The following is a 20,637-nucleotide window of genomic DNA, read 5'->3' as shown; positions in this document are numbered from 1 at the left end:
CCGGGCGCGGCTCTGCTGCGCCCACCAATCAGAAGACCGCTATGTCTCATCTGCATGCAACTGAAACTACCTTCTCGCTTGATAACGCCTCTTTTACCGTTCCTGGCCGTACGCTGTTGCAGCCGCTATCCCTGACCTTCCCTGCCGGGAAAGTCTGCGGGCTGATAGGTCACAACGGCTCGGGCAAATCGACGCTGCTGAAGCTGCTTGGCAGGCACCACGCGGCCACCGCAGGCCGGGTATTGCTCAACGATCGGCCGGTGTCAGAATGGAAGGGGAAAGCCTTTGCCCGTGAGGTAGCCTATCTCCCGCAGCAGCTGCCGTCCGCAGAAGGGATGACGGTGCGCGAGCTGGTGGCGATGGGGCGATATCCGTGGCACGGTGCGCTGGGCCGTTTTGGCTCGGAGGATTGCGATCGGGTTGATGAGGCAATTGCGCTGGTCGGGCTGGACGAGTTTGCTAAGCGGCTGGTTGACAGCCTCTCCGGGGGAGAGCGTCAGCGGGCCTGGATCGCCATGCTGGTGGCGCAGAATAGCCGCTGCCTGTTGCTGGATGAACCGACCTCGGCGCTGGATATTGCGCACCAGGTTGAAGTGCTGGCGCTGATCCAGCGGCTGAGCCACGAGCGCGGCCTGACGGTCATTGCAATTCTCCATGATATTAATATTGCCGCCCGCTACAGCGACTGGCTGGTGGCGCTGCGGGAAGGGGAAATGATCGCCCAGGGAGATGCCGCAGCGATTATGCAGGCGGAATCACTTGGGCGCATTTACGGCATCCCCATGGGGATTTTGCCTCATCCTCACGGCGGTGCGCCGGTGAGCTTTGTATACTGAGGGATTGAGACGTCATGCCGGATCTTTTTCGCCGCCGCCTGCTGATGGCGATGGCGCTTTCACCCCTGCTGCCCGCGCTGCAAAGCCAGGCGGCACAGGACATTGATGTCAGCCGCATTATTACGCTTGAATGGCTGCCCGCCGAGCTGCTGCTGGCACTGGGCGTGGCACCGATGGGCGCGGCTGAAATTTTCAACTATCAGCAGTGGGTCGGCCAGCCTGCGCTACCGGCATCCACGGTCGATGTCGGCCTGCGTACTGAACCTAATCTGGAGCTCATTATCCAGATGAAACCCTCCCTGATCCTTTTCTCCTCGGGCTATGGCCCGGCGCAGGACAAAATCGATCGGATTGCCCCCTCGATGGGCTTTCCTTTCAGCGATGCCAGCGGGAAACCCCTGAGCATGGCGCGCAACTCCCTGATGCAGCTGGCCGGGCGATTAGGCCGCGTGCCGCAGGCGAAAGCCCATCTGGCACAGTACGACGCTTACGTGGCCGGGGCTAAAACGCGGCTGGCTCACCGCGCGAAAAGGCCGCTGCTGCTGATGTCCATTCTTGATTCCCGCCACGCGCTGGTTTTCGGGAAAGGCAGCCTGTTTCTCGAGGTGATGAACGCGCTGGGAATTGATAACGCCTGGCAGGGGGAAACCAACTTCTGGGGCAGCGCGGTTATTGGTATCGAACGCCTGGCGACCATGCATAATGTAGAGGCGATCTGCTTCGATCATGAAAATGAATCGCTTATGCAGCAGGTCACCTCGACACCGCTCTGGCAGTCGATGCCCTTCGTGCGTGAGAATCGCTTCCAGCGCGTGCCGCAGGTCTGGTTCTATGGTGCAACGCTGTCTGCGATGCGCTTCTGTCAAACGCTTGAACGCGCGCTGGGGACATCATGAACGCCACCTTTCGCTTCCCGGTGACCCTGCTGACGCTGTTATTTGCGCTGGCCGCGATGCTGACTTTTTATAACTTTGGTCAGCATCTGCCCCGCGACCAGTGGCTGAGGGCGCTCACTGCCCCCGATATCGATAGCGTCACGCAGATGGTGTTCCACTACAGCCTGCTGCCGCGCCTGGCGATGTCGCTGCTGGTGGGGGCCGGTCTTGGGCTGGTGGGGCTGCTGTTTCAGCAGGTGCTGCGTAATCCGCTGGCGGAGCCCACCACGCTGGGCGTCGCAACCGGCGCACAGCTGGGCCTGACGGTGGTGACGCTGTGGAGCCTGCCGGGCGGGCTGGCTACCCAGCAGATCGCCGCCATGAGCGGGGCGATTATCGTGGGGCTGATCGTATTCGGTATCGCCTGGGGAAAACGACTTTCCCCGGTAACGCTGATCCTGGCCGGGCTGGTCCTGTCGCTCTACTGCGGGGCGGTGAATCAGCTGCTCGGGCTGTTTAACCACGATCGTCTGCAGGGGATGTTTTTATGGAGTACCGGCACCCTTAACCAGATGGACTGGCAAAGCGTTATCTTCCTCTGGCCAAAGCTGCTGGTGGGTTTCCTGCTCTCCCTGCTGCTGCTGCGCCCGATGATGCTGATGGGGCTGGATGATGGCGTCGCTAAAAATCTCGGGCTGGCGCTGTCGGCTGCCCGGATGGGCGTGCTGGCGCTGGCGATTATTCTCAGCGCCCAGCTGGTGAACGCCGCCGGGATTATTGGCTTTATTGGCCTGTTTGCCCCGCTGCTGGCGAAGATGCTTGGCGCACGGCGACTGCTCAGCCGTATGCTGCTGGCCCCGCTGATTGGGATGCTGCTGCTCTGGCTGGCCGACCAGGCGGTTATCTGGCTGACCGATAACTGGCGGGAGGTGTCAACCGGCACGGCGACGGCGATTATCGGTTCACCGCTGCTGCTCTGGCTGCTGCCCCGCCTGCGCACCACCTCGGTGCCGTCTGCGGCCAGCCAGCGGGAAGGGCTGACCCGTGAGCGGCATCGCGTGCTGCTGTGGGCGGCAGTGGGCGGGGTGGCGCTGCTGCTGCTGGCGACCCTGGCGCTGAGCCTGGGACGCGACGCCCATAGCTGGCAGTGGGCGACGGGCCAGCTGTGGGATCAGCTGCTGCCCTGGCGACTGCCGCGACTGTCTGCGGCGCTGGCGACCGGCATGATGCTGGGCGTAGCCGGGTGCATCGTTCAGCGGCTGACCGGCAACCCGATGGCCAGCCCGGAAGTGTTGGGCATCAGCTCGGGCGCGGCGTTTGGCGTGGTGGTCATGCTGTTTATCGTGCCCGGTGATGCCTTTGGCTGGCTGCTGCCAGCGGGTACGCTGGGCGCGGCCGGGACGCTGCTGGTTATCACCCTCGCCAGCGGAAGAGGGGGGTTCTCACCGGAACGTATGCTGCTGGCGGGGATGGCGCTGAGTACCGCCTTTGGTACGCTGCTGCTGCTATTGATGGCCAGCGGCGATCCGCGTATGGCCCAGCTGATGACCTGGATCTCTGGCTCAACCTATCACGTTGATGCCCTCCAGGCGTGGCGTACGGCCGTCACCGCCGCGCTGCTGCTGGCACTGGTTCCGCTCTGCCGCCGCTGGCTAACCATTCTGCCGCTGGGCGGCGAGACGGCCCGTTCGCTGGGTATGGCGCTGAAATCCTCCCGGCTGCTGTTGCTGCTGCTGGCGGCAGCGCTGACTGCGGCCGCCACGCTGACGATTGGACCGCTGAGCTTTGTGGGGCTGATGGCACCGCACATTGCGCGGATGCTTGGCTTCCGCCGTACCTTGCCCCAGCAGGTGATGTCAGCGCTGCTGGGCGGTGGGCTGATGGTGATAGCGGACTGGTGTGGTCGCATGGTGGCATTCCCCGACCAGATCCCGGCGGGACTGCTGGCGACCTTTATCGGTGCGCCTTACTTTGTGTATCTGCTGCGGAAAATGTAAACAGGAGTGCGGACAGGATGATTTACGCCAGCAGGCGTGGGCGTGGGCGTGGGCGTGGGCGTGGGCCTGCGCCGGTCTCCCGGGCAGGCTTTTTCGCGTTGGCTTCCCGTCAGGGAAGCCGGAGGGTTACGCGGATTCTCCCGATGCCGGATGCGTCATTCGCATTTGCGATCCGGGAGACAGGGTGATTCAGGCCAGCTTCGCGAAGCAGCGACGCGCGGCGTCGACGGTGAACTGGATATCCTGCTGGGTGTGCGCCAGCGACATAAAGCCCGCTTCAAAGGCGGAAGGAGCCAGATACACACCCTCTTCAAGCATCAGATGGAAGAACGTTTTAAAACGCTCCACATCGCACTCCATCACGTCCTGATAGCGGGTGACGGTATCTGCTGAGGTAAAGAACAGGCCAAACATACCGCCGACATGGTTGACCACCAGCGGGATGTTTTCTGCTTTTGCCGCAGCAAGCAGGCCTTCTGCCAGCTGGTCGGTCAGCGCCGTCAGTCTGTCATGAGCGCCGGGTTTAGCGATTTCGCTCAGGCAGGCGAATCCGGCGGCCATGGCGATGGGGTTACCGGAAAGCGTACCTGCCTGATAGACCGGACCGACAGGTGCCAGCGCATCCATCACCTCGCGGCGCCCGCCGAAGGCACCGACCGGCATTCCGCCGCCGATGATTTTACCCAGGCAGGTCAGATCGGGCACCACGCCGTAGTGAGCCTGCGCACCGGCCAGCGCCACGCGGAAGCCGGTCATCACTTCATCAATGATAAACAGCGCGCCAAACTCGTCACACAGGGCGCGCAGGCCCGGCAGGAAGTCAGGCAGCGGCGGCACGCAGTTCATGTTGCCCGCAACCGGCTCAACGATAATACAGGCTACCTCATGGGGATACTGCTCAAAAGCCGCGCGTACCGAGTCCAGATCGTTATAGGTGCAGGTCAGGGTATGTTTGGCAAAATCAGCGGGAACACCCGGTGAATTAGGCTGGCCCAGCGTCAGTGCGCCGGATCCCGCTTTCACCAGCAGGCAGTCGGCGTGGCCGTGATAGCAGCCTTCAAACTTGATGATCTTATCGCGGCCGGTAAAACCGCGCGCCAGGCGAATGGCGCTCATGGTCGCTTCCGTACCGGAGTTGACCATTCTGACCATATCCATGGTGGGTACCAGGTCGGTTACCAGCTGTGCCATTTTTACTTCCATCTCGGTCGGTGCGCCGAAGCTCAGCCCACGTCCTGCGGCTTCGATGACCGCATCACGGATGGCGGGGTGGTTATGGCCGAGTACCATCGGCCCCCATGAACCGACATAGTCGATATAAGCTTTACCGTCGGCGTCGTACAGCCTTGCACCGTCAGCGTGTTCGATAAAGAGCGGTACACCGCCAACGCCGGTAAAGGCGCGTACCGGCGAGTTAACGCCGCCGGGAATTAGTTGCTGTGCCTGAGCATACAAATTTTCAGACTTACTCATGGTTCCGCTCCTGAGGATTTGCTAAGAAAACCCCGCCATTCTAAGGAACATGGCGGCGGGTTAAAAGATAAGACGCGCGTTAATGCGCAACGCTGCTGATTTTTCATAAGACATTGCACGGATGCTGAGTATGATATCCCCTCTGTTAGAACACATTGTAACCCCTATGAACTCAGCGTCCCCTTCTACCGATACGTTGTCCTCCGTTCCCGCCCGACGCGGCGACTTTCTTCGCCTACTGCTCAAGCGAGATAAAACACCGGTGGCGGTGCTGGTTCTCGCCGGCGTGGTGGGAATGCTGGCTGGCCTGCTGGGGGTAGGGTTTGAAAAGGCCGTCCTCTGGGTCACGACCCGGCGTTTGTCTTTGCTGGCCGCCCTTGATGCGCACTGGCTGCTGTTTCCGCTGGCTTTTATTCTCTCGGCGCTGCTGGCCGTGGCGGGCTACTGGCTGGTCCAGCGCTTTGCGCCTGAGGCCTCTGGATCCGGTATTCCCGAAATAGAGGGAGCGCTTGAAGAGCTGAGACCCGTACGCTGGTGGCGGGTTATTCCGGTCAAGTTTATCGGCGGTATGGGCACGCTGGGGGCTGGGATGGTGCTGGGGCGGGAGGGACCGACCGTACAAATGGGCGGAAATCTGGGGCGGATGGTGCTGGATATTTTCCGCATGAAAAGCGCGGAGGCGCGGCACTCTCTGCTGGCAACGGGCGCGGCGGCGGGGCTGGCAGCGGCTTTTAATGCGCCGCTGGCCGGGATCCTGTTTATTATTGAAGAGATGCGGCTGCAATTTCGCTACAGCGTAATATCAATCAAAGCGGTGTTTATTGGCGTCATCGCCTCCAGCGTGGTTTTCCGTATTTTCAACGGCGAAGGGGCGGTAATCAACGTCGGCAAACTGGCCAGCGCGCCGGTCAATACGCTGTGGCTTTACCTGCTGCTGGGGATGATTTTCGGCATAGTGGGCGTACTGTTTAACGCGCTAATCTTTAAATCGCAGGCCCTGTTCCAGCGGCTGTATGGCGACAGTCGGCACAAGCTGTTGTGGGTTGGGGCTGCGCTGGGAGGCGTGTGCGGCGTGCTGGGTATGATTGAACCCGAGGCGGCTGGCGGCGGGTTTGCCCTGATCCCGATTGCGGCGGCGGGGCATTATACCGTGGGTATGCTGCTGTTTATTTTCATCACGCGTATCCTAACCACGCTGCTCTGTTTTGGCTCCGGCGCGCCCGGCGGTATCTTTGCCCCGATGCTGGCGCTGGGTACGCTGCTGGGAACGGCGTTTGGCCTGGTTAGCGCTGCGCTGTTTCCTGCTTATCATCTTGACGCGGGCACCTTTGCGATAGCCGGTATGGGCGCGCTGTTTGCCGCCTCCGTCCGCGCGCCGCTGACCGGTATCGTGCTGGTGCTGGAAATGACCGATAACTATCAGCTCATCTTACCCATGATTATCACCTGCCTGGGCGCCACGCTGCTGGCTCAGTTCCTCGGCGGTAAACCGCTCTACTCGTCGCTGCTGGCGCGTATTCTGGAAAGGCAGCAAAAAAAAGAGGATTGCGCACTGGCCGCACGGAATGCCACCCTGTCTGCGGGTAAACAGGCTGATACTTGATTGCTATACGGGTGTATTGGATAATGGTGCACATGATGGTCGATTTATGACCTGTAAGGCTTCCTGCCTTAATGCATACTGGAGTATTAAATGAGTGATGAAATGGCTCTGCCCCTGCAATTTACCGACGCAGCGGCCAGTAAAGTTAAGAATCTGATTTCAGATGAAGAAAATCCTGAGCTGAAGCTGCGGGTCTACATCACCGGTGGCGGCTGCAGCGGCTTTCAGTATGGGTTCACCTTTGACGATAAAGTGAATGACGGTGACATGACCATCGAGAAATCGGGTGTTTCACTGGTGGTCGATCCGATGAGCCTGCAATACCTGGTGGGGGGATCGGTGGACTACACCGAAGGGCTGGAAGGATCGCGATTCATCGTGACTAACCCCAATGCCAAAACCACCTGCGGGTGTGGTTCCTCTTTCAGTATCTGACTCTGCTTTGGTGCCCCGGAGAGATTGCTCCCGGGGCATATTCTTTCTTTGCCTTGCTGCATTTACCACTCAACCGTCATCAATGTTGTTCCGCTTTGAGAGGCCTCCGTTGAAATAACGGTCTGGGTCACTTTCGGCTGTGCGTCATGTAACCGACCACAGTTGACTGCGCGAGAAGATGCTGGCGTCGTGCTTTGCCCGTCAATGTAACACTGCGGGTAAATGGTCAGTTTGACCCCGATGCTGCCGGTAATGGATGCAGCGCAGGCGCGACCAGCCATAATCAGGCCAAGGGCCAGATAAACGGCTTTCATGATGTTTTATTTCCTGGTGTAAAAAATCAGGGCTTATGCCCAAAGGAGCGCGCGGAAGTGAAAATACTCACCGGCTCTCTATGATGTTAACGACTCTATTTACCGAAGCTTTAACCGTTTCTGATACCGTTTTTAAGCTTCACTTATCGCTCAGGGTGCAGACTGCTGCATAATTGTTGAGCAGCCAGGATAATACGCGGACCTGCCCGACTAAACCAGTCATCATTGATAACAATCACTGGCACGTTTAGCTGGGGTTGCCAGAAATCCTGAACCACCCCTGCCTGCGCTTCTTTTCCTGGGGTAACAATTGCCGCCGGATGTCGCAGCAGAACCTGCTCGCGACTCACCTGCGGCCATGCCACCCGACTGTCAGCAAAGATATTTACTCCGCCGCACAGCGAAAGAATGTGGTTCTGCAACGTATGGCCGGAGGCGGTAAAGAGGGGGTGCTGGCCAAACTGCAGAAAGACGGCCCTGGGCGCCGCCCCCGTATAGCGCTGGCGCAGCCTTTCCTGCTGGCGCTCAAGCTGGGAGGCCGCCTGCTCCGCGCTTTCAGGGTGCGGGCTCCAGACCTTTAGCTGGCGTACGGTGGCAATAATTTGATCGAGGCTGACGGGGTCAATCCACTCCACCCGGAGGCCAAACGCACTAAGCTGGTCAACCTGGCGCTGCGGGTTGCCGCCGCGCCATGCCAGTATTACATCCGGTTTAAGTGCAATGATGCGTTCGGTATTGATTCCCTGCCAGCTGGCAACCTGCTCAATGCCTGCCGCCGCCGGGGGATAGTTGGAATACGTGCTGACGGCCACTGGCGTAATACCGGCGGCAAAGGCCAGTTCGGTCAGATTCGGTGCCAGGGTTACAACCCTCGGCACCGGAGCCGCCGCTGCGGCGAATACCAGCCCGCACAGCAGCAGCAGTACGCGATAGTTAGCCACGCGACAGGTGCGTGAGCAGCGTTTCAACCATCAGCGATGACTGGGCTGCGGCAACGGAGAGGAACTCTTCAAAACTGACGTGGGATTCACGATCCGCCACGTCAGAGATAGCGCGAACCACGACAAAGGGTGTGCCAAACTGGTGGCAGACGTGGGCGATGGCGGTAGCTTCCATTTCAACGGCGATGGCTTTTGGAAAGTGGGTACGAATCTGCGTCAGCGGGCCGGCACCGTTAATAAAAGCATCGCCGCTGACGACCAGACCACGAACGGCATTCAGCCCGAGCTGGCTGATGCAGGCTTCTGCGGCTTCAATCAGCGCAGCATCAGCGGTGAAGGCCGCCGGGCAGCCCGCCATCTGTCCCAGCTCGTAGCCAAAGGCGGTGACATCGGCGTCGTGGTAGCGAACTTCGTCAGACACCACAATATCACCCACGTTCAGCGTGGGGGCCAGGCCGCCCGCAGAGCCCGTATTAATAATAAAGTCAGGTTTGCAGCGCTCAAGCAGCAGGGCGGTGCCCATTGCAGCAGAAACCTTGCCAATGCCCGATTTGAGCAGGGCCACTTCAACACCGTTCAGCGTACCGGTGTAAATTTCGCAGCCCGCCAGCGTCAGCGTCTGACGGTTTTCGATTTTGTCGCGCAGCAGGGTAACTTCCTGCTCCATTGCACCAATAATGCCTGCTTTCATAGAGATACTCGCTAATGTGGTGGAAATTTCCTGTCTTTTCAGCGCATAGTCTAGCATGGCAGGATACAGGACATAATCCACAAAACGCACCTCCAGCGGGTATCGGGTGGAAAAAGGGGACCCAGGCATGAACGATATCGACTTCAGGAAAAAAATTAATTATCAGCGCCGCTACCATCCCCAGACGGTGCAAAAAGACGAGCATGAAATTTTACGTATTTTCGAAAGCGATCGTGGGCGTATTATCAATTCTGCGGCCATTCGTCGGCTCCAGCAGAAAACGCAGGTCTTCCCACTGGAACGCAATGCGGCGGTGCGTTCCCGTCTGACCCACTCTCTGGAGGTGCAGCAGGTAGGCCGCTATATTGCCAAAGAAGTGCTCACCCGCCTTAAAGAGCTGGATAAGCTGGAGAAATATGGTCTTTCACAGCTGACCGGGCCATTTGAAAGTATCGTGGAAATGGCCTGCCTGATGCATGACATTGGTAACCCGCCTTTCGGACACTTCGGCGAATCGGCGATCAATGACTGGTTTACGCAGCGGCTGGATGCGACTCACCGGCCAGATAATGCACGGGCCGACCGCTGTGAACCCGAAGTGCTGCGTTATCAGACCGATGGATTTAACGATCTCCGGGCGAAGATCCGCCAGGACCTTTCACATTTTGAGGGCAATGCGCAGGCGATCCGCATGGTGCACTCACTGCTGAAAATGAATCTCACCTGGGCCCAGGTCGGCTGCATATTTAAATATACCCGCCCGGCCTGGTTCAATGGCGAAATACCCGCCACGCATGATTATTTGATGAAGAAGCCCGGCTATTATCTTTCAGAAGAGGAGTATGTCGGTCGGCTGCGTAAAGAGCTCGATCTTCAGCCTCACTGTCGTTTTCCTCTGACCTATATTATGGAGGCCGCCGACGATATTTCTTATTGCGTGGCGGATTTAGAGGATGCGGTGGAGAAAAAGATTTTCACCGTCGAACAGCTTTATGAACACCTGTTTGCTCTTTGGCCGGACCACCAGCCCAACGATCTGTTTCAGCTGGTGGTAACCAGCGCGCTGGAAAAATCCCGTAGCCAGCAGTTTAGCCGCAGCAGTGAGGATCAGTTCTTTATGTATCTGCGGGTGAATACCGTGGCCAGACTGGTGCCGCATACCGCCAGCCGCTTTATCGATAATATGTCGGCGGTCTTTAGCGGTGAATTTAATGCGGCGCTCCTGGAGGATGGCAGTCCCCAGCATCAGTTATTGGAAATCTTCAAAAAAGTCGCCTTCAGTCATGTATTTAACCATCCTGACGTCGAGCAGCTTGAGCTACAGGGATACCGTGTCATTAGCGGCCTGCTGGATATTTATCGCCCGCTCTTAGCGCTCAGCAGGGAGGAATTTTCCGAGCTGATGGAAAAAGACTACCTAAAACACTTTCCTATTGAAACACGTCTTTTCCATAAACTGTCGACGCGCTTTCGGCTTGCCTATAGTGAAGCCGTCGGTCGTCTGGATATGCGGGCCAATGATATTGCCATTTGGGAATATTATTATCGGGCGCGTATGCTTCAGGATTACGTAAGCGGCATGACCGATCTGTATGCCTGGGATGAGTATCGTCGTTTAATGGCCGTCGAATAATAACGACGGGCCTTTAAGTTTTGTAAAGCCAGAGAATAAATTTTTACCTTTAGCTGAAACTTATACATGAACTTAGCGATAATAATTGAATCTTACCAACTCGACCACAGCAATGGTTGCATTATTGGACACATAGAGAAAAGACGCATGAAAAAAACTATTTTAGCTGGCGCGTTGGCTCTGAGCCTGGGAATGGCGATGACCCCGCTGACTGCCTCCGCGGCAGAAACCGCTTCTTCTTCTAACCAGCAGCTTCCGAGCCTGGCACCGATGTTAGAAAAAGTGATGCCTTCGGTGGTGAGTATTAATGTTGAAGGGAGCACCACCGTTCGTACGCCGCGTTTGCCGCAGCAGTTCCAGCAGTTCTTTGGCGGTAACTCGCCGTTCTGTCAGGATGGTTCACCCTTCCAGAACTCCCCCGTCTGTCAGGGAGGAGGTCAGGATCAGGGCGGCGCAGATACTCAGCAGGAAAAATTCCGGGCGCTGGGATCGGGCGTGGTGATTGATGCCGCCAAAGGCTATGTGGTGACCAATAACCATGTGGTCGATAATGCGACTAAAATTCAGGTCCAGCTCAGCGATGGTCGTCGGTATGATGCAAAAGTCATCGGTAAAGATCCCCGCTCCGATATTGCGCTTATTCAGCTTAAAGATGCGAAAAATCTTACCGCGATCAAAATGGCCGACTCTGACGATCTGCGCGTCGGCGACTACACCGTCGCGATTGGTAACCCTTATGGCCTGGGTGAAACCGTTACCTCCGGGATCGTTTCAGCGCTGGGGCGTAGCGGCTTAAACGTCGAAAACTATGAAAACTTTATTCAGACCGATGCGGCGATCAACCGGGGCAACTCCGGCGGCGCGCTGGTCAACCTTAACGGTGAGCTGATCGGCATTAATACCGCGATTCTGGCACCGGACGGCGGCAACATTGGTATCGGCTTTGCTATCCCCTCCGATATGGTGAAAAACCTGACGGCGCAGATGGTCGAATATGGCCAGGTGAAACGCGGTGAGCTGGGCATTATGGGCACCGAGCTGAACTCCGAGCTGGCTAAAGCGATGAAGGTTGATGCTCAGCGCGGCGCGTTTGTCAGCCAGGTGCTGGCTAACTCTTCTGCTGCGAAGGCGGGCGTGAAGGCAGGCGATGTGGTGGTTAACATCAACGGTAAGGCTATTTCCAGCTTTGCGGCCCTGCGCGCGCAGATTGGATCGCTGCCGGTTGGCACGAAAATGACCCTGGGCCTGATCCGTGACGGTAAGCCGCTGACGGTTAACGTTGAGCTCCAGCAGAGCACGCAGACTAAGGTCGATTCCGGCAATATTTATACCGGAATTGAAGGCGCAGACCTGAGCAACTTCGAGGCCAAAGGGGTGAAAGGCGTGAAGGTCGACAGCGTTAAGCCAGGTTCAGCCGCGGCGAATATTGGTTTGAAGAAGGATGATGTTATCCTGGGTGTTAACCAGCAGGCCATTGCTAACCTGGGCGAGCTGCGTAAAATCCTCGACACCAAGCCTTCCGTACTGGCGCTGAACATTCAACGCGGTGACAGTTCGATCTACCTGCTAATGCAGTAGGTGGCGGCACGAAAAATGCGCTGAAGAACGGCGCGTAATAGCGCCAGCAGGCAGGTGCCGGTGACCAACCGGCACCTGTTTTACGTTCAATATACTCTCCTGACGTGCCCGTGATACCAGGCACATCTGCAATACCTGATACCTTTGCAATATCTGATACCTTTGCAATATCTGATACCTCTGCAATACCTGATACATCCGCGATACCCGGCGCATATGCAATACCTGGCAAATCTGCAATACCCGGCGTATCTGCAATAGCTGGCACATCTGCAATACCTGACACATCCGCCATACCTGACATTACTGCGCCCCGGCTCCGGCGGCCTTCTTCGTCGCTCATTTGTGAACCTTGCCGCAATTTTCATATAAGGCGCTGCACTTAGGGCAGTTGCACAATGGCAGGCCGGGATCTGCCCGTTATGCTGGCTTATCCAGGGTTATTCAGGAGTGATTCATGTCCACCAGTCATCTCGATGCACGGCTGGCGCAGAAGATTGTCGCCCGCACGATGCAGATTATTGATAGCAACGTCAATGTGATGGATGCACGTGGCAGAATTATCGGCAGTGGCGACCATGAGCGTATTGGCGAATTGCACGAAGGTGCGTTGCTGGCGCTGTCGCAGGCAAGGGTTGTGGATATAGACGACGCGGTAGCGAAGCACCTACATGGGGTGCGTCCGGGGATTAATCTGCCGATGCGCATTGCCGGTGATATCGTCGGCGTCATCGGTCTGACCGGGGAACCGGCCAGCCTGCGACATTACGGTGAGCTGGTCTGTATGACCGCTGAAATGATGCTTGAGCAGGCGCGTCTGCTGCATATCCTGGCACAGGACAGCAGGCTGCGTGAGGAGCTGGTGTTAAACCTGATCCGCAGTGAAACGCTTTCGCCTGCGCTGACGGAGTGGGCACAGCGACTCGGGATCGATTTAGACCAGCCGCGCGTCGTCGCGGTGGTGGAAGTGGACAGCGGCCAGCTCGGCGTGGACAGCGCCATGTCTGAGCTGCAACAGCTCCAGACCTTGCTGACAACGCCCGAACGCGACAACCTGATCGCCATCGTCTCGCTGACGGAGATGGTGGTGTTAAAGCCCGCGCTTAACACCCATGGGCGCTATGACGCCGGGGATCATCGTAAACGCGTGGATCTGCTGCTGTCGCGAATGAAAGAGAACGGGCATCTGCGCATCCGCATTGCCCTGGGGAACTTTTTTACCGGCCCCGGCAGTATTGCGCGCTCTTACCGCACGGCGCGTACCACCATGCTGGTTGGCAAGCAGCGGATGCCCGAACAGCGACGCTATTTTTATCAGGATCTGATGCTGCCGGTGCTGCTCGACAGCCTGCGCGGAGGATGGCAGGCCAGCGAGCTGTCGCGGCCCCTGATGAAGCTTAAGGCAATGGATAATAACGGCCTGCTGCTGCGCACCCTCAGCGCGTGGTTTAGCCATGATGTTCAGCCTTCCGCTACGGCAAAAGCACTGTTTATTCATCGAAATACGCTGGAATACCGGCTTAACCGGGTGTCGGAGCTGACCGGGCTGAATCTAAGTCATTTCGATGACAGGCTGCTGCTCTACGTGGCGCTACAGCTGGATGAGGAAGCCTGAACGCACTCTGGCCCGAAGCACTACAGCTGGATGAGGAAGCCTGAACGCAGCCAGGCACGTGGCGTTATTGCGGGATAAGCAGGCTCGATCCTGGCTGAGGACTGGCATCGGGCATACCGACAGATCGGTTTGCCCGGAGGGGGAAATTAACGACCGCTACGAGTCAGTTTTTCCAGATCGGATTCGATTTCAGCAATCTTATTCGTCACCACGTGGTCCAGATGACGCAGGTCTTCCAGAATTTTACGTTTCAGATCGACTTCGACCTGATCGCGCTGGCAGATCTGATCTAGCTCATCAATGACGTAACGCAGATTGGGGCTGATTTCCTGAATTTCTTTGTAACCCTGGCTGACGTTATCGGCGACGACGGTTTTACGCTGGCGCGGATATTTAAATTTGACACTTTTGGCGAAGAACTCGCCGCGATCTTTGCGGAAATAGATTTTCAGAATATCGTTGCTGGCTTCCTGGCGCAGGCTGTAGCGATCGATATCGTCGGGATTACTGATACCCAGGCCTTTTAAATTGTCATACATGGTCACGTTTCCTGTTCGGGAGATAAGAGTTTTGGCTGCGCTGCAATGCTGGACTGCCCGGTATCCGCCATTCTCACGCAGGCTGTGTCGGTGAGAAAAGCTAAGCAGTGAATCAGGTTTTGCCCGGCTCGCTCCTCCCGTACTTGTGAGTATATGTGAAAATCTAAAAAGCGGTCGGGGAGCGCCTGTGCGCTTAACGGCGCGGATTATCGCTTAGTTGTTGCGCAATAGCATCCGATTATTCACGGTAGGAAAAAGGTTTAGAGAAGGGGGGTGTAAAATATAGTTTACGGGCCACGGAATGTGGCCCGAAGAAGATTAGTCGATGGTGCGCAGCAGTTCGTTAATGCCCACTTTGCCACGGGTTTTTTCATCAACCTTTTTCACAATCACGGCACAGTAGAGGCTGTAGCGACCATCTTTCGACGGCAGGTTGCCCGACACCACCACCGATCCCGCAGGGACGCGACCGTAATGGACTTCGCCGGTTTCACGATCGTAAATTTTAGTGCTCTGGCCGATATAAACGCCCATCGAAATGACCGCACCTTCCTCAACAATCACGCCTTCCACGATTTCTGAACGCGCGCCGATGAAGCAGTTATCTTCGATAATGGTTGGATTAGCCTGGAGAGGTTCCAGTACGCCGCCGATGCCTACGCCGCCGGAAAGGTGCACATTTTTACCGATCTGCGCGCAGGATCCAACGGTCGCCCAGGTATCCACCATTGAGCCTTCATCGACGTAAGCGCCAATATTGACATAAGAAGGCATCAGTACGGTATTGCGGGCGATATAGGCCCCCTGACGTACCGCAGCAGGGGGCACGACGCGGAAGCCCTCTTTTTTAAAGCGCGCGTCATCATAGTCGGCAAACTTCATCGGCACTTTGTCGTAAAAACGACTCTCAGCACCCTCAATCACCTGATTATCATTGATGCGGAAAGAGAGCAGCACCGCTTTTTTCAGCCACTGATGCGTTACCCACTCACCGGCGATTTTCTCGGATACGCGCAGGGCGCCGCTGTCCAGCAGGGCGATCACCTGATTCACCGCTTCGCGGGTAACGGTATCGGCGCTGGCAGGCGTCAGCTCGGCACGGCGCTCAAAGGCGCTTTCAATAACACTCTGTAATTGTTGCATTAATCAAAATTTCCTGTGTCAAATCATCGTCAGGAGCGGGGGAGATGACCGCCCGTTCAGGTCAGCAGCCAGTCTGCACCGATCGCTGAAAGATGGGTTAAAAAAGTAAATCCAGGTCACACTTTATCGTTTGGATTAAGGGCCTCTGTCAACCGTTGTTGTAACACTTCACGCAATTCCGGGCTGAGCGCCCGTCGGTCGCCGTTGGCCAGGATAAACAGATCCTCTACCCGCTCGCCAATGGTACTGATGCGCGCGCCGTGCAGCGACACGCCCAGATCGGCAAAGACTTCACCCACTCTGGCCAGCAGGCCAGGCTGATCCAGGGCAATCAGTTCCATATAGGTCCGGCGGTCGGTATGTGCCGGCAGGTATTTCGCTTCGGTTTCCACGCAAAAGTGCCTGAGCCTGGCAGACGGGCGGCGCGTTTTCGGCGGCTGCCAGCAGGTCTGAGCGATAGCCTGCTCCAGTGCCTGGCGGATCATCCCATGCCGATCGGCGGCCAGTGGGCTGCCGTCGGGTTCCAGCACGATAAAGGTATCCATCGCCATGCCGTCCCGGCTGGTGAAGATCTGCGCATCGTGTACGCTCAGATTCCGCCTGTCCAGCTCCCCGGCGACGGTGGCGAACAGGTAAGGCCTGTCCGGGCTCCAGATAAAGATTTCGGTGCCGCCCCGGGTCGCCTGGGGGCTAACCAGCACCAGCGGCTCGCTCAGGTCGTGTTCCATCAGATGGCGTGCATGCCAGGCCAGCTGATTGGGCGTATGCCGCAGGAAATAGTCTGCCCGGCAGCGCCCCCAGATGTTACGCAGCGCCTGTTCGTCAATGTTATCCATACGTAGCAGTGCCAGCGCCTGGAGTCGGTGGTGCCGGACGCGCTCGCGCAGATCCGGGCTGTTCTCCATTCCGCGCCGCAGCTGCTTTTCGGCGGCAAAGAACAGCTCGCGCAGCAGGCTCTGCTTCCAGCTGTTCCACAGGTTTTCATTGGTGGCGCAGATGTCAGCGACCGTCAGGCAGACCAGATAGCGCAGACGATTTTCATTCTGCATGACTTCGGCAAACTGCTGGATTTCGGTGGGGTCCTGAATATCACGACGCTGTGCGGTAACCGACATCAGCAAATGATGGCGCACCAGCCAGGCGACCAGCTGAGCTTCGCGGGAGTTGAGTCCGTGTAATTCCGCAAATTCAAGCGCATCCTGCGCGCCCAGAATCGAGTGGTCACCGCCGCGCCCTTTGGCAATATCGTGGAAGAGGGCGGCCATTAGCAGTAGCTCAAGCTGGGGCAGGCGCGGCCAGATCTCCACGCAAAGCGGATGGCGCGGGCGCGTCGCTTCGCTGGCAAAACTTTCCAGCTTTTGCAGGACGCGGATGGTGTGTTCGTCGACGGTGTAGGCGTGAAACAGATCGAACTGCATCTGGCCGACGATGTTGCCCCACTGTGGCATATAGGCCCAGAGTACGCTGTGGCGGTGCATTGGCACCAGCGCCCGACTGACGGCACCCGGATGTCGCAGGATCGACAGGAAAAGCTGGCGCGCCTGCGGGATGGTGCACAGGGGCTGTTTGAGATGGCGACGGGCATGCCTGAGCTGGCGCAGCGTGGTGGAGTAGATCCCGGTAATAGCGGGCTTACGCACCATGGTGTAAAACATGCGCATAATCGCTTCGGGCTGACGGGCAAAAAGCGTTTCATCGATCAGGTCAATCAGCGTGCCGCGCAGCTGGAATTCATCGTCGATAGCGCGGGGTTTTTCATCTTCCCCCAGCGCCAGAATCGCCTCGTCAAACAGCTGTAGCAGCATCTGGTTCAGCTCGCTGATGCGCCGGGTGACGCGGTAAAAATCCTTCATCATCCGCTCAACCGGCTCATTGCCTTCGCCCTGGTAGTCCAGCCGCTGGGCGACGTTCAGCTGTCTGTCAAACAGCAGACGATTATCGTAGCGGGTCAGGGTCAGATGCAGCGCAAAGCGGATACGCCAGAGGAAACTCTGACATTCGTTAAGCTCGTTGCGCTCGGCCCCGGTCAGAAAGCCAAAACCGACCATTTCATCCAGCGAGGTGGCACCGAAATGGCGACGGGCGACCCACAGCAGGGTATGAATGTCGCGCAGGCCGCCGGGGCTGCTTTTGATATCCGGCTCCAGGTTATAGCTGGTGCCGTGATAGCGCTGATGGCGTTCCTGCTGCTCCTCAATCTTCGCCGCGAAAAACTGGTCCGAGCGCCAGAAGCCGTCGCTGAAAATGTTTTTTTGCAGTTCAAGAAAGAGCGCCACGTCGCCGGTCAGCATTCGCGACTCAATCAGATTGGTGGCTACGGTCAGATCGGACAACCCCTCCAGCAGGCACTCTTCCAGCGTACGTACGCTGTGGCCCACTTCCAGCTTGAGATCCCACATTAGCGTTAGCAGTTCGCTGGTACGCTGGGCGTCCTCCGCAGAAAGAGGGCTGCGGCTGAGGATCAGCACGTCAATATCGGAGAGCGGATGCAGCTCGCCGCGTCCGTAGCCGCCCACGGCGACCAGCGCAATATCCAGCTGTTCAGGGAAGCCGTAGAAGCGCCAGAGCCGCCTCAGCAGGCGATCGATAAACAGCGTCCGCGCAGCAATCAGATCTTCGGCGTCAAAGCCGTTATCAAACGCGTCGGCCATCCCCTGCTGAAAGCGTTCCAGCTGCAATTTCAGCTGCTCGCGCGTCAGCTGGCTCTCTTCCCAGTCGGCAGGCGAGTCGGACAGCCCGTAATTGATCAGTTTTTTGCTCACGCCTGGCTCCTGGTTGGTCTCTGTGACGATTATCACAGTGACAATAGCGCCACCGCCCACCACAGATCAAAAAAAACCGGCCTGCGCCGGTTTAAAAAAGTAGGATTCTTCAGCAAGCTGGAACCGGCTCTCACCGGTTTTTTTCGTCACCGCGTTAAGCGTCGTGCGTCAGGATGGCAGGAATGGTGTCATCTTTACGCAGCGTCATAATTTCGCAGCCGTTTTCCGTTACCACAATGGTGTGCTCATACTGTGCTGACAGGCTGCGATCCTTGGTTTTCACCGTCCAGCCATCTTTCATGCTGCGGATACGGTAATCACCGGCATTGACCATCGGCTCAATGGTGAAGGCCATACCGGCCTGAAGTACCACGCCGCCGTCATCCGCATCGTAGTGCAGCACCTGCGGCTCCTCGTGGAAACCTTTGCCGATGCCGTGGCCGCAATATTCGCGCACCACGGAGAAATTCTGCGCTTCGACAAATTTTTGAATCTCACGGCCCAGGGAGCGCAGACGAATACCCGGTTTTACCATACGCAGCGCCAGGTAAAGGCTCTCCTGCGTGATGCGGCAGAGACGCTCGCCCAGAATAGTGGGCTTGCCGACGATAAACATTTTGGAGGTGTCGCCGTGATACTCATCCTTAATGACCGTCACGTCGATATTGACGATATCGCCATCCTTGAGGATTTTTTCATCGTCCGGAATGCCGTGACAAACCACTTCATTGATGGAGATACAGACGGATTTCGGAAAGCCGTGGTAGCCAAGGCAGGCCGAGATCGCCTGCTGGGAATTAACAATATGTTCGTGACACAGGCGATCCAGCTCACCGGTGCTGATACCCGGGCGGACGTGCTCTTCAATCATCTCCAGCACTTCTGCCGCCAGGCGGCCCGCCACGCGCATTTTTTCGATTTCTTCAGGGGTCTTAATTGTGATCGCCATTAATTTTGTCCGCAGATGTCGTTATTTTCGACAATAATAAAGGAAGTGAGGCAATGTTAGCAGCCTGCCCTGGCTCTGCCAATTGCAGTTTCTGCCTGGCCATGCTGCGATAACAAATATTGGCTTCAACCCGTGCTTTGTGGTATAAAGCGCGCCGACGATTCTTTGTGACAAACGTCACTGAGAACGCATAACTCTCCCGTGTAAATAACACACATGTATCGACACATACACCGGGGTGCCCCAAAGGCGACATAAGCGCAGACAGTTGAACGGCGAACCGCGCAGGATGAGCAACGTACATCAGTACGCTATTCAGACTAAGCGTTCAATGAACAACAGGTTCGGCGTTTGCCTTAGTGGGTCGGTTGTATGGGATACATGGAGGCCTAACCCCAACACATTTTATAGAGGTAATCATGGCAACTGTTTCCATGCGCGACATGCTCAAGGCTGGTGTACACTTCGGTCACCAGACCCGTTACTGGAACCCGAAAATGAAGCCATTCATCTTCGGCGCACGTAACAAAGTTCACATCATCAACCTTGAGAAAACCGTGCCGATGTTCAACGAGTCTCTCGCTGAACTGAGCAAAATCTCTTCCCGTAAAGGTAAGATTCTGTTCGTTGGTACCAAGCGCGCTGCAAGCGAAGCGATCAAAGAGTCTGCGCTGAGCTGCGATCAGTTCTTCGTAAACCATCGCTGGTTAGGCGGCATGCTGACCAACTGGAAAACCGTTCGTCAGTCCATCAAACGTCTGAAAGACCTGGAAATCCAGTCTCAGGACGGTACCTTCGATAAGCTGACCAAGAAAGAAGCGCTGATGCGTGCGCGTGAACTGGCCAAGCTGGAAAACAGCCTGGGCGGTATCAAAGACATGGGCGGCCTGCCGGACGCACTGTTTGTTGTTGACGCCGATCACGAACACATCGCTATCAAAGAAGCTAACAACCTGGGTATCCCAGTGTTCGCTATCGTTGATACTAACTCTGATCCAGACGGTGTTGACTTCATTATCCCTGGTAATGATGACGCCATCCGTGCGGTAAACCTGTACCTGACCGCCGTAGCGACCACCGTACGTGAAGGTCGTTCGCAGGACCTGGCTCAGCAGGCTGAAGAAACCTTCGCTGAAGCTGAGTAATCAGGAACGCTCCTCAGAGCGCCCTTACTACCCTGGTTCGCGGTAATCTGAGAATCCAGGGTATAAAGATCAGATGTTAATCTGTAAGGGGCCAGCTTGGCCCCTTTA

At 57.0% G+C, this 20,637-nt stretch carries 17 protein-coding genes; 9 read left to right on the top strand and 8 right to left on the bottom strand.

All coding sequences use genetic code 11. The annotated features are described in order from the left end of the window. The first annotated feature begins 41 nt into the window (after positions 1-41). The 3 genes from fhuC to fhuB are packed head-to-tail and all read left to right on the top strand — an operon-like array spanning position 42 to position 3,708. The gene (fhuC, locus tag A1830_RS13160) at positions 42-836 is read left to right on the top strand and encodes a Fe3+-hydroxamate ABC transporter ATP-binding protein FhuC (RefSeq protein WP_067706615.1); all 795 of its coding nucleotides are present in this window, start codon (positions 42-44) and stop codon (positions 834-836) included. A 14-nt stretch (positions 837-850) separates the two neighbouring features. Further along, positions 851-1,732 (top strand): Fe(3+)-hydroxamate ABC transporter substrate-binding protein FhuD, encoded by an 882-nt coding sequence (gene fhuD, locus A1830_RS13155; RefSeq protein ID WP_067706611.1) that lies wholly within the window; start codon positions 851-853, stop codon positions 1,730-1,732. Beyond that, complete coding sequence (gene fhuB / locus A1830_RS13150) at positions 1,729-3,708, top strand: Fe(3+)-hydroxamate ABC transporter permease FhuB (RefSeq protein ID WP_067706606.1); 1,980 nt, start codon at positions 1,729-1,731, stop codon at positions 3,706-3,708. The genes fhuD and fhuB overlap by 4 nt, the downstream gene beginning before the upstream one ends. Before the next feature lie 189 nt (positions 3,709-3,897). On the opposite strand, the gene hemL is transcribed toward fhuB, so the two are convergent. Further along, positions 3,898-5,181: a glutamate-1-semialdehyde 2,1-aminomutase gene (gene hemL / locus A1830_RS13145; RefSeq protein WP_067706603.1), complete on the bottom strand. Its 1,284-nt coding sequence runs from the start codon at positions 5,179-5,181 to the stop codon at positions 3,898-3,900. 166 nt (positions 5,182-5,347) lie between these two features. Between hemL and clcA the strand changes: the two genes are divergently transcribed. Together clcA and erpA are read left to right on the top strand one after the other, a co-directional pair. Continuing rightward, positions 5,348-6,784 carry a H(+)/Cl(-) exchange transporter ClcA gene (gene clcA, locus A1830_RS13140; protein WP_067706919.1) on the top strand — a complete coding sequence of 479 codons (1,437 nt, stop codon included), beginning with the start codon at positions 5,348-5,350 and terminating at the stop codon, positions 6,782-6,784. Between the two features lie 90 nt (positions 6,785-6,874). Next, a complete protein-coding gene (gene erpA, locus A1830_RS13135; RefSeq protein WP_067706600.1) occupies positions 6,875-7,219 on the top strand; it encodes an iron-sulfur cluster insertion protein ErpA in 345 nt (114 codons plus the stop codon). A 62-nt stretch (positions 7,220-7,281) separates the two neighbouring features. Here the strand turns inward: erpA and A1830_RS13130 are convergent, their stop codons facing one another. The 3 genes from A1830_RS13130 to mtnN all read right to left on the bottom strand — a co-directional run bounded on the left by A1830_RS13130 (position 7,282) and on the right by mtnN (position 9,165). Beyond that, on the bottom strand, positions 7,282-7,533 hold the full coding sequence (locus A1830_RS13130) for a hypothetical protein (RefSeq protein ID WP_067706597.1): 252 nt from the start codon (positions 7,531-7,533) through the stop codon (positions 7,282-7,284). Between the two features lie 143 nt (positions 7,534-7,676). After that, on the bottom strand, positions 7,677-8,474 hold the full coding sequence (gene btuF, locus A1830_RS13125) for a vitamin B12 ABC transporter substrate-binding protein BtuF (protein WP_067706595.1): 798 nt from the start codon (positions 8,472-8,474) through the stop codon (positions 7,677-7,679). Continuing rightward, positions 8,467-9,165, bottom strand: coding sequence for a 5'-methylthioadenosine/S-adenosylhomocysteine nucleosidase (gene mtnN, locus A1830_RS13120; protein WP_067706918.1), 699 nt, complete (start codon positions 9,163-9,165; stop codon positions 8,467-8,469). The genes btuF and mtnN overlap by 8 nt, the downstream gene beginning before the upstream one ends. Positions 9,166-9,292: 127 nt before the next feature. Between mtnN and dgt the strand changes: the two genes are divergently transcribed. The 3 genes from dgt to A1830_RS13105 all read left to right on the top strand — a co-directional run bounded on the left by dgt (position 9,293) and on the right by A1830_RS13105 (position 13,991). Continuing rightward, on the top strand, positions 9,293-10,798 hold the full coding sequence (gene dgt, locus A1830_RS13115) for a dGTPase (protein ID WP_067706591.1): 1,506 nt from the start codon (positions 9,293-9,295) through the stop codon (positions 10,796-10,798). A gap of 147 nt (positions 10,799-10,945) precedes the next feature. Beyond that, positions 10,946-12,376, top strand: coding sequence for a serine endoprotease DegP (gene degP, locus A1830_RS13110; protein WP_067706588.1), 1,431 nt, complete (start codon positions 10,946-10,948; stop codon positions 12,374-12,376). A gap of 457 nt (positions 12,377-12,833) precedes the next feature. Next, complete coding sequence (locus A1830_RS13105) at positions 12,834-13,991, top strand: CdaR family transcriptional regulator (protein WP_067706585.1); 1,158 nt, start codon at positions 12,834-12,836, stop codon at positions 13,989-13,991. Positions 13,992-14,137: 146 nt separating this feature from the next. Here A1830_RS13105 and A1830_RS13100 read toward each other — a convergent pair whose 3' ends face one another. From A1830_RS13100 to map, 4 genes are all read right to left on the bottom strand, one after another. Further along, positions 14,138-14,530, bottom strand: coding sequence for a DUF3461 family protein (locus A1830_RS13100; RefSeq protein ID WP_067706582.1), 393 nt, complete (start codon positions 14,528-14,530; stop codon positions 14,138-14,140). Between the two features lie 318 nt (positions 14,531-14,848). Beyond that, a complete protein-coding gene (gene dapD / locus A1830_RS13095) occupies positions 14,849-15,673 on the bottom strand; it encodes a 2,3,4,5-tetrahydropyridine-2,6-dicarboxylate N-succinyltransferase (RefSeq protein WP_067706579.1) in 825 nt (274 codons plus the stop codon). A gap of 116 nt (positions 15,674-15,789) precedes the next feature. Beyond that, positions 15,790-18,435: a bifunctional uridylyltransferase/uridylyl-removing protein GlnD gene (glnD, locus tag A1830_RS13090; protein WP_067706576.1), complete on the bottom strand. Its 2,646-nt coding sequence runs from the start codon at positions 18,433-18,435 to the stop codon at positions 15,790-15,792. Between the two features lie 154 nt (positions 18,436-18,589). Then, positions 18,590-19,384, bottom strand: coding sequence for a type I methionyl aminopeptidase (gene map, locus A1830_RS13085; RefSeq protein WP_067706572.1), 795 nt, complete (start codon positions 19,382-19,384; stop codon positions 18,590-18,592). Positions 19,385-19,803: 419 nt separating this feature from the next. On the opposite strand from map, the gene rpsB reads away from it, so the two are divergent. Beyond that, a complete protein-coding gene (gene rpsB / locus A1830_RS13080) occupies positions 19,804-20,529 on the top strand; it encodes a 30S ribosomal protein S2 (protein WP_067706568.1) in 726 nt (241 codons plus the stop codon). Positions 20,530-20,637: the final 108 nt, after the last annotated feature.

It is taken from the genome of Erwinia sp. ErVv1 (genome assembly GCF_900068895.1).
GTDB lineage: Bacteria > Pseudomonadota > Gammaproteobacteria > Enterobacterales > Enterobacteriaceae > Erwinia.
Note: the sequence above shows the minus strand (reverse complement) of the source record. Positions and strands in the feature narration are given on the sequence as shown.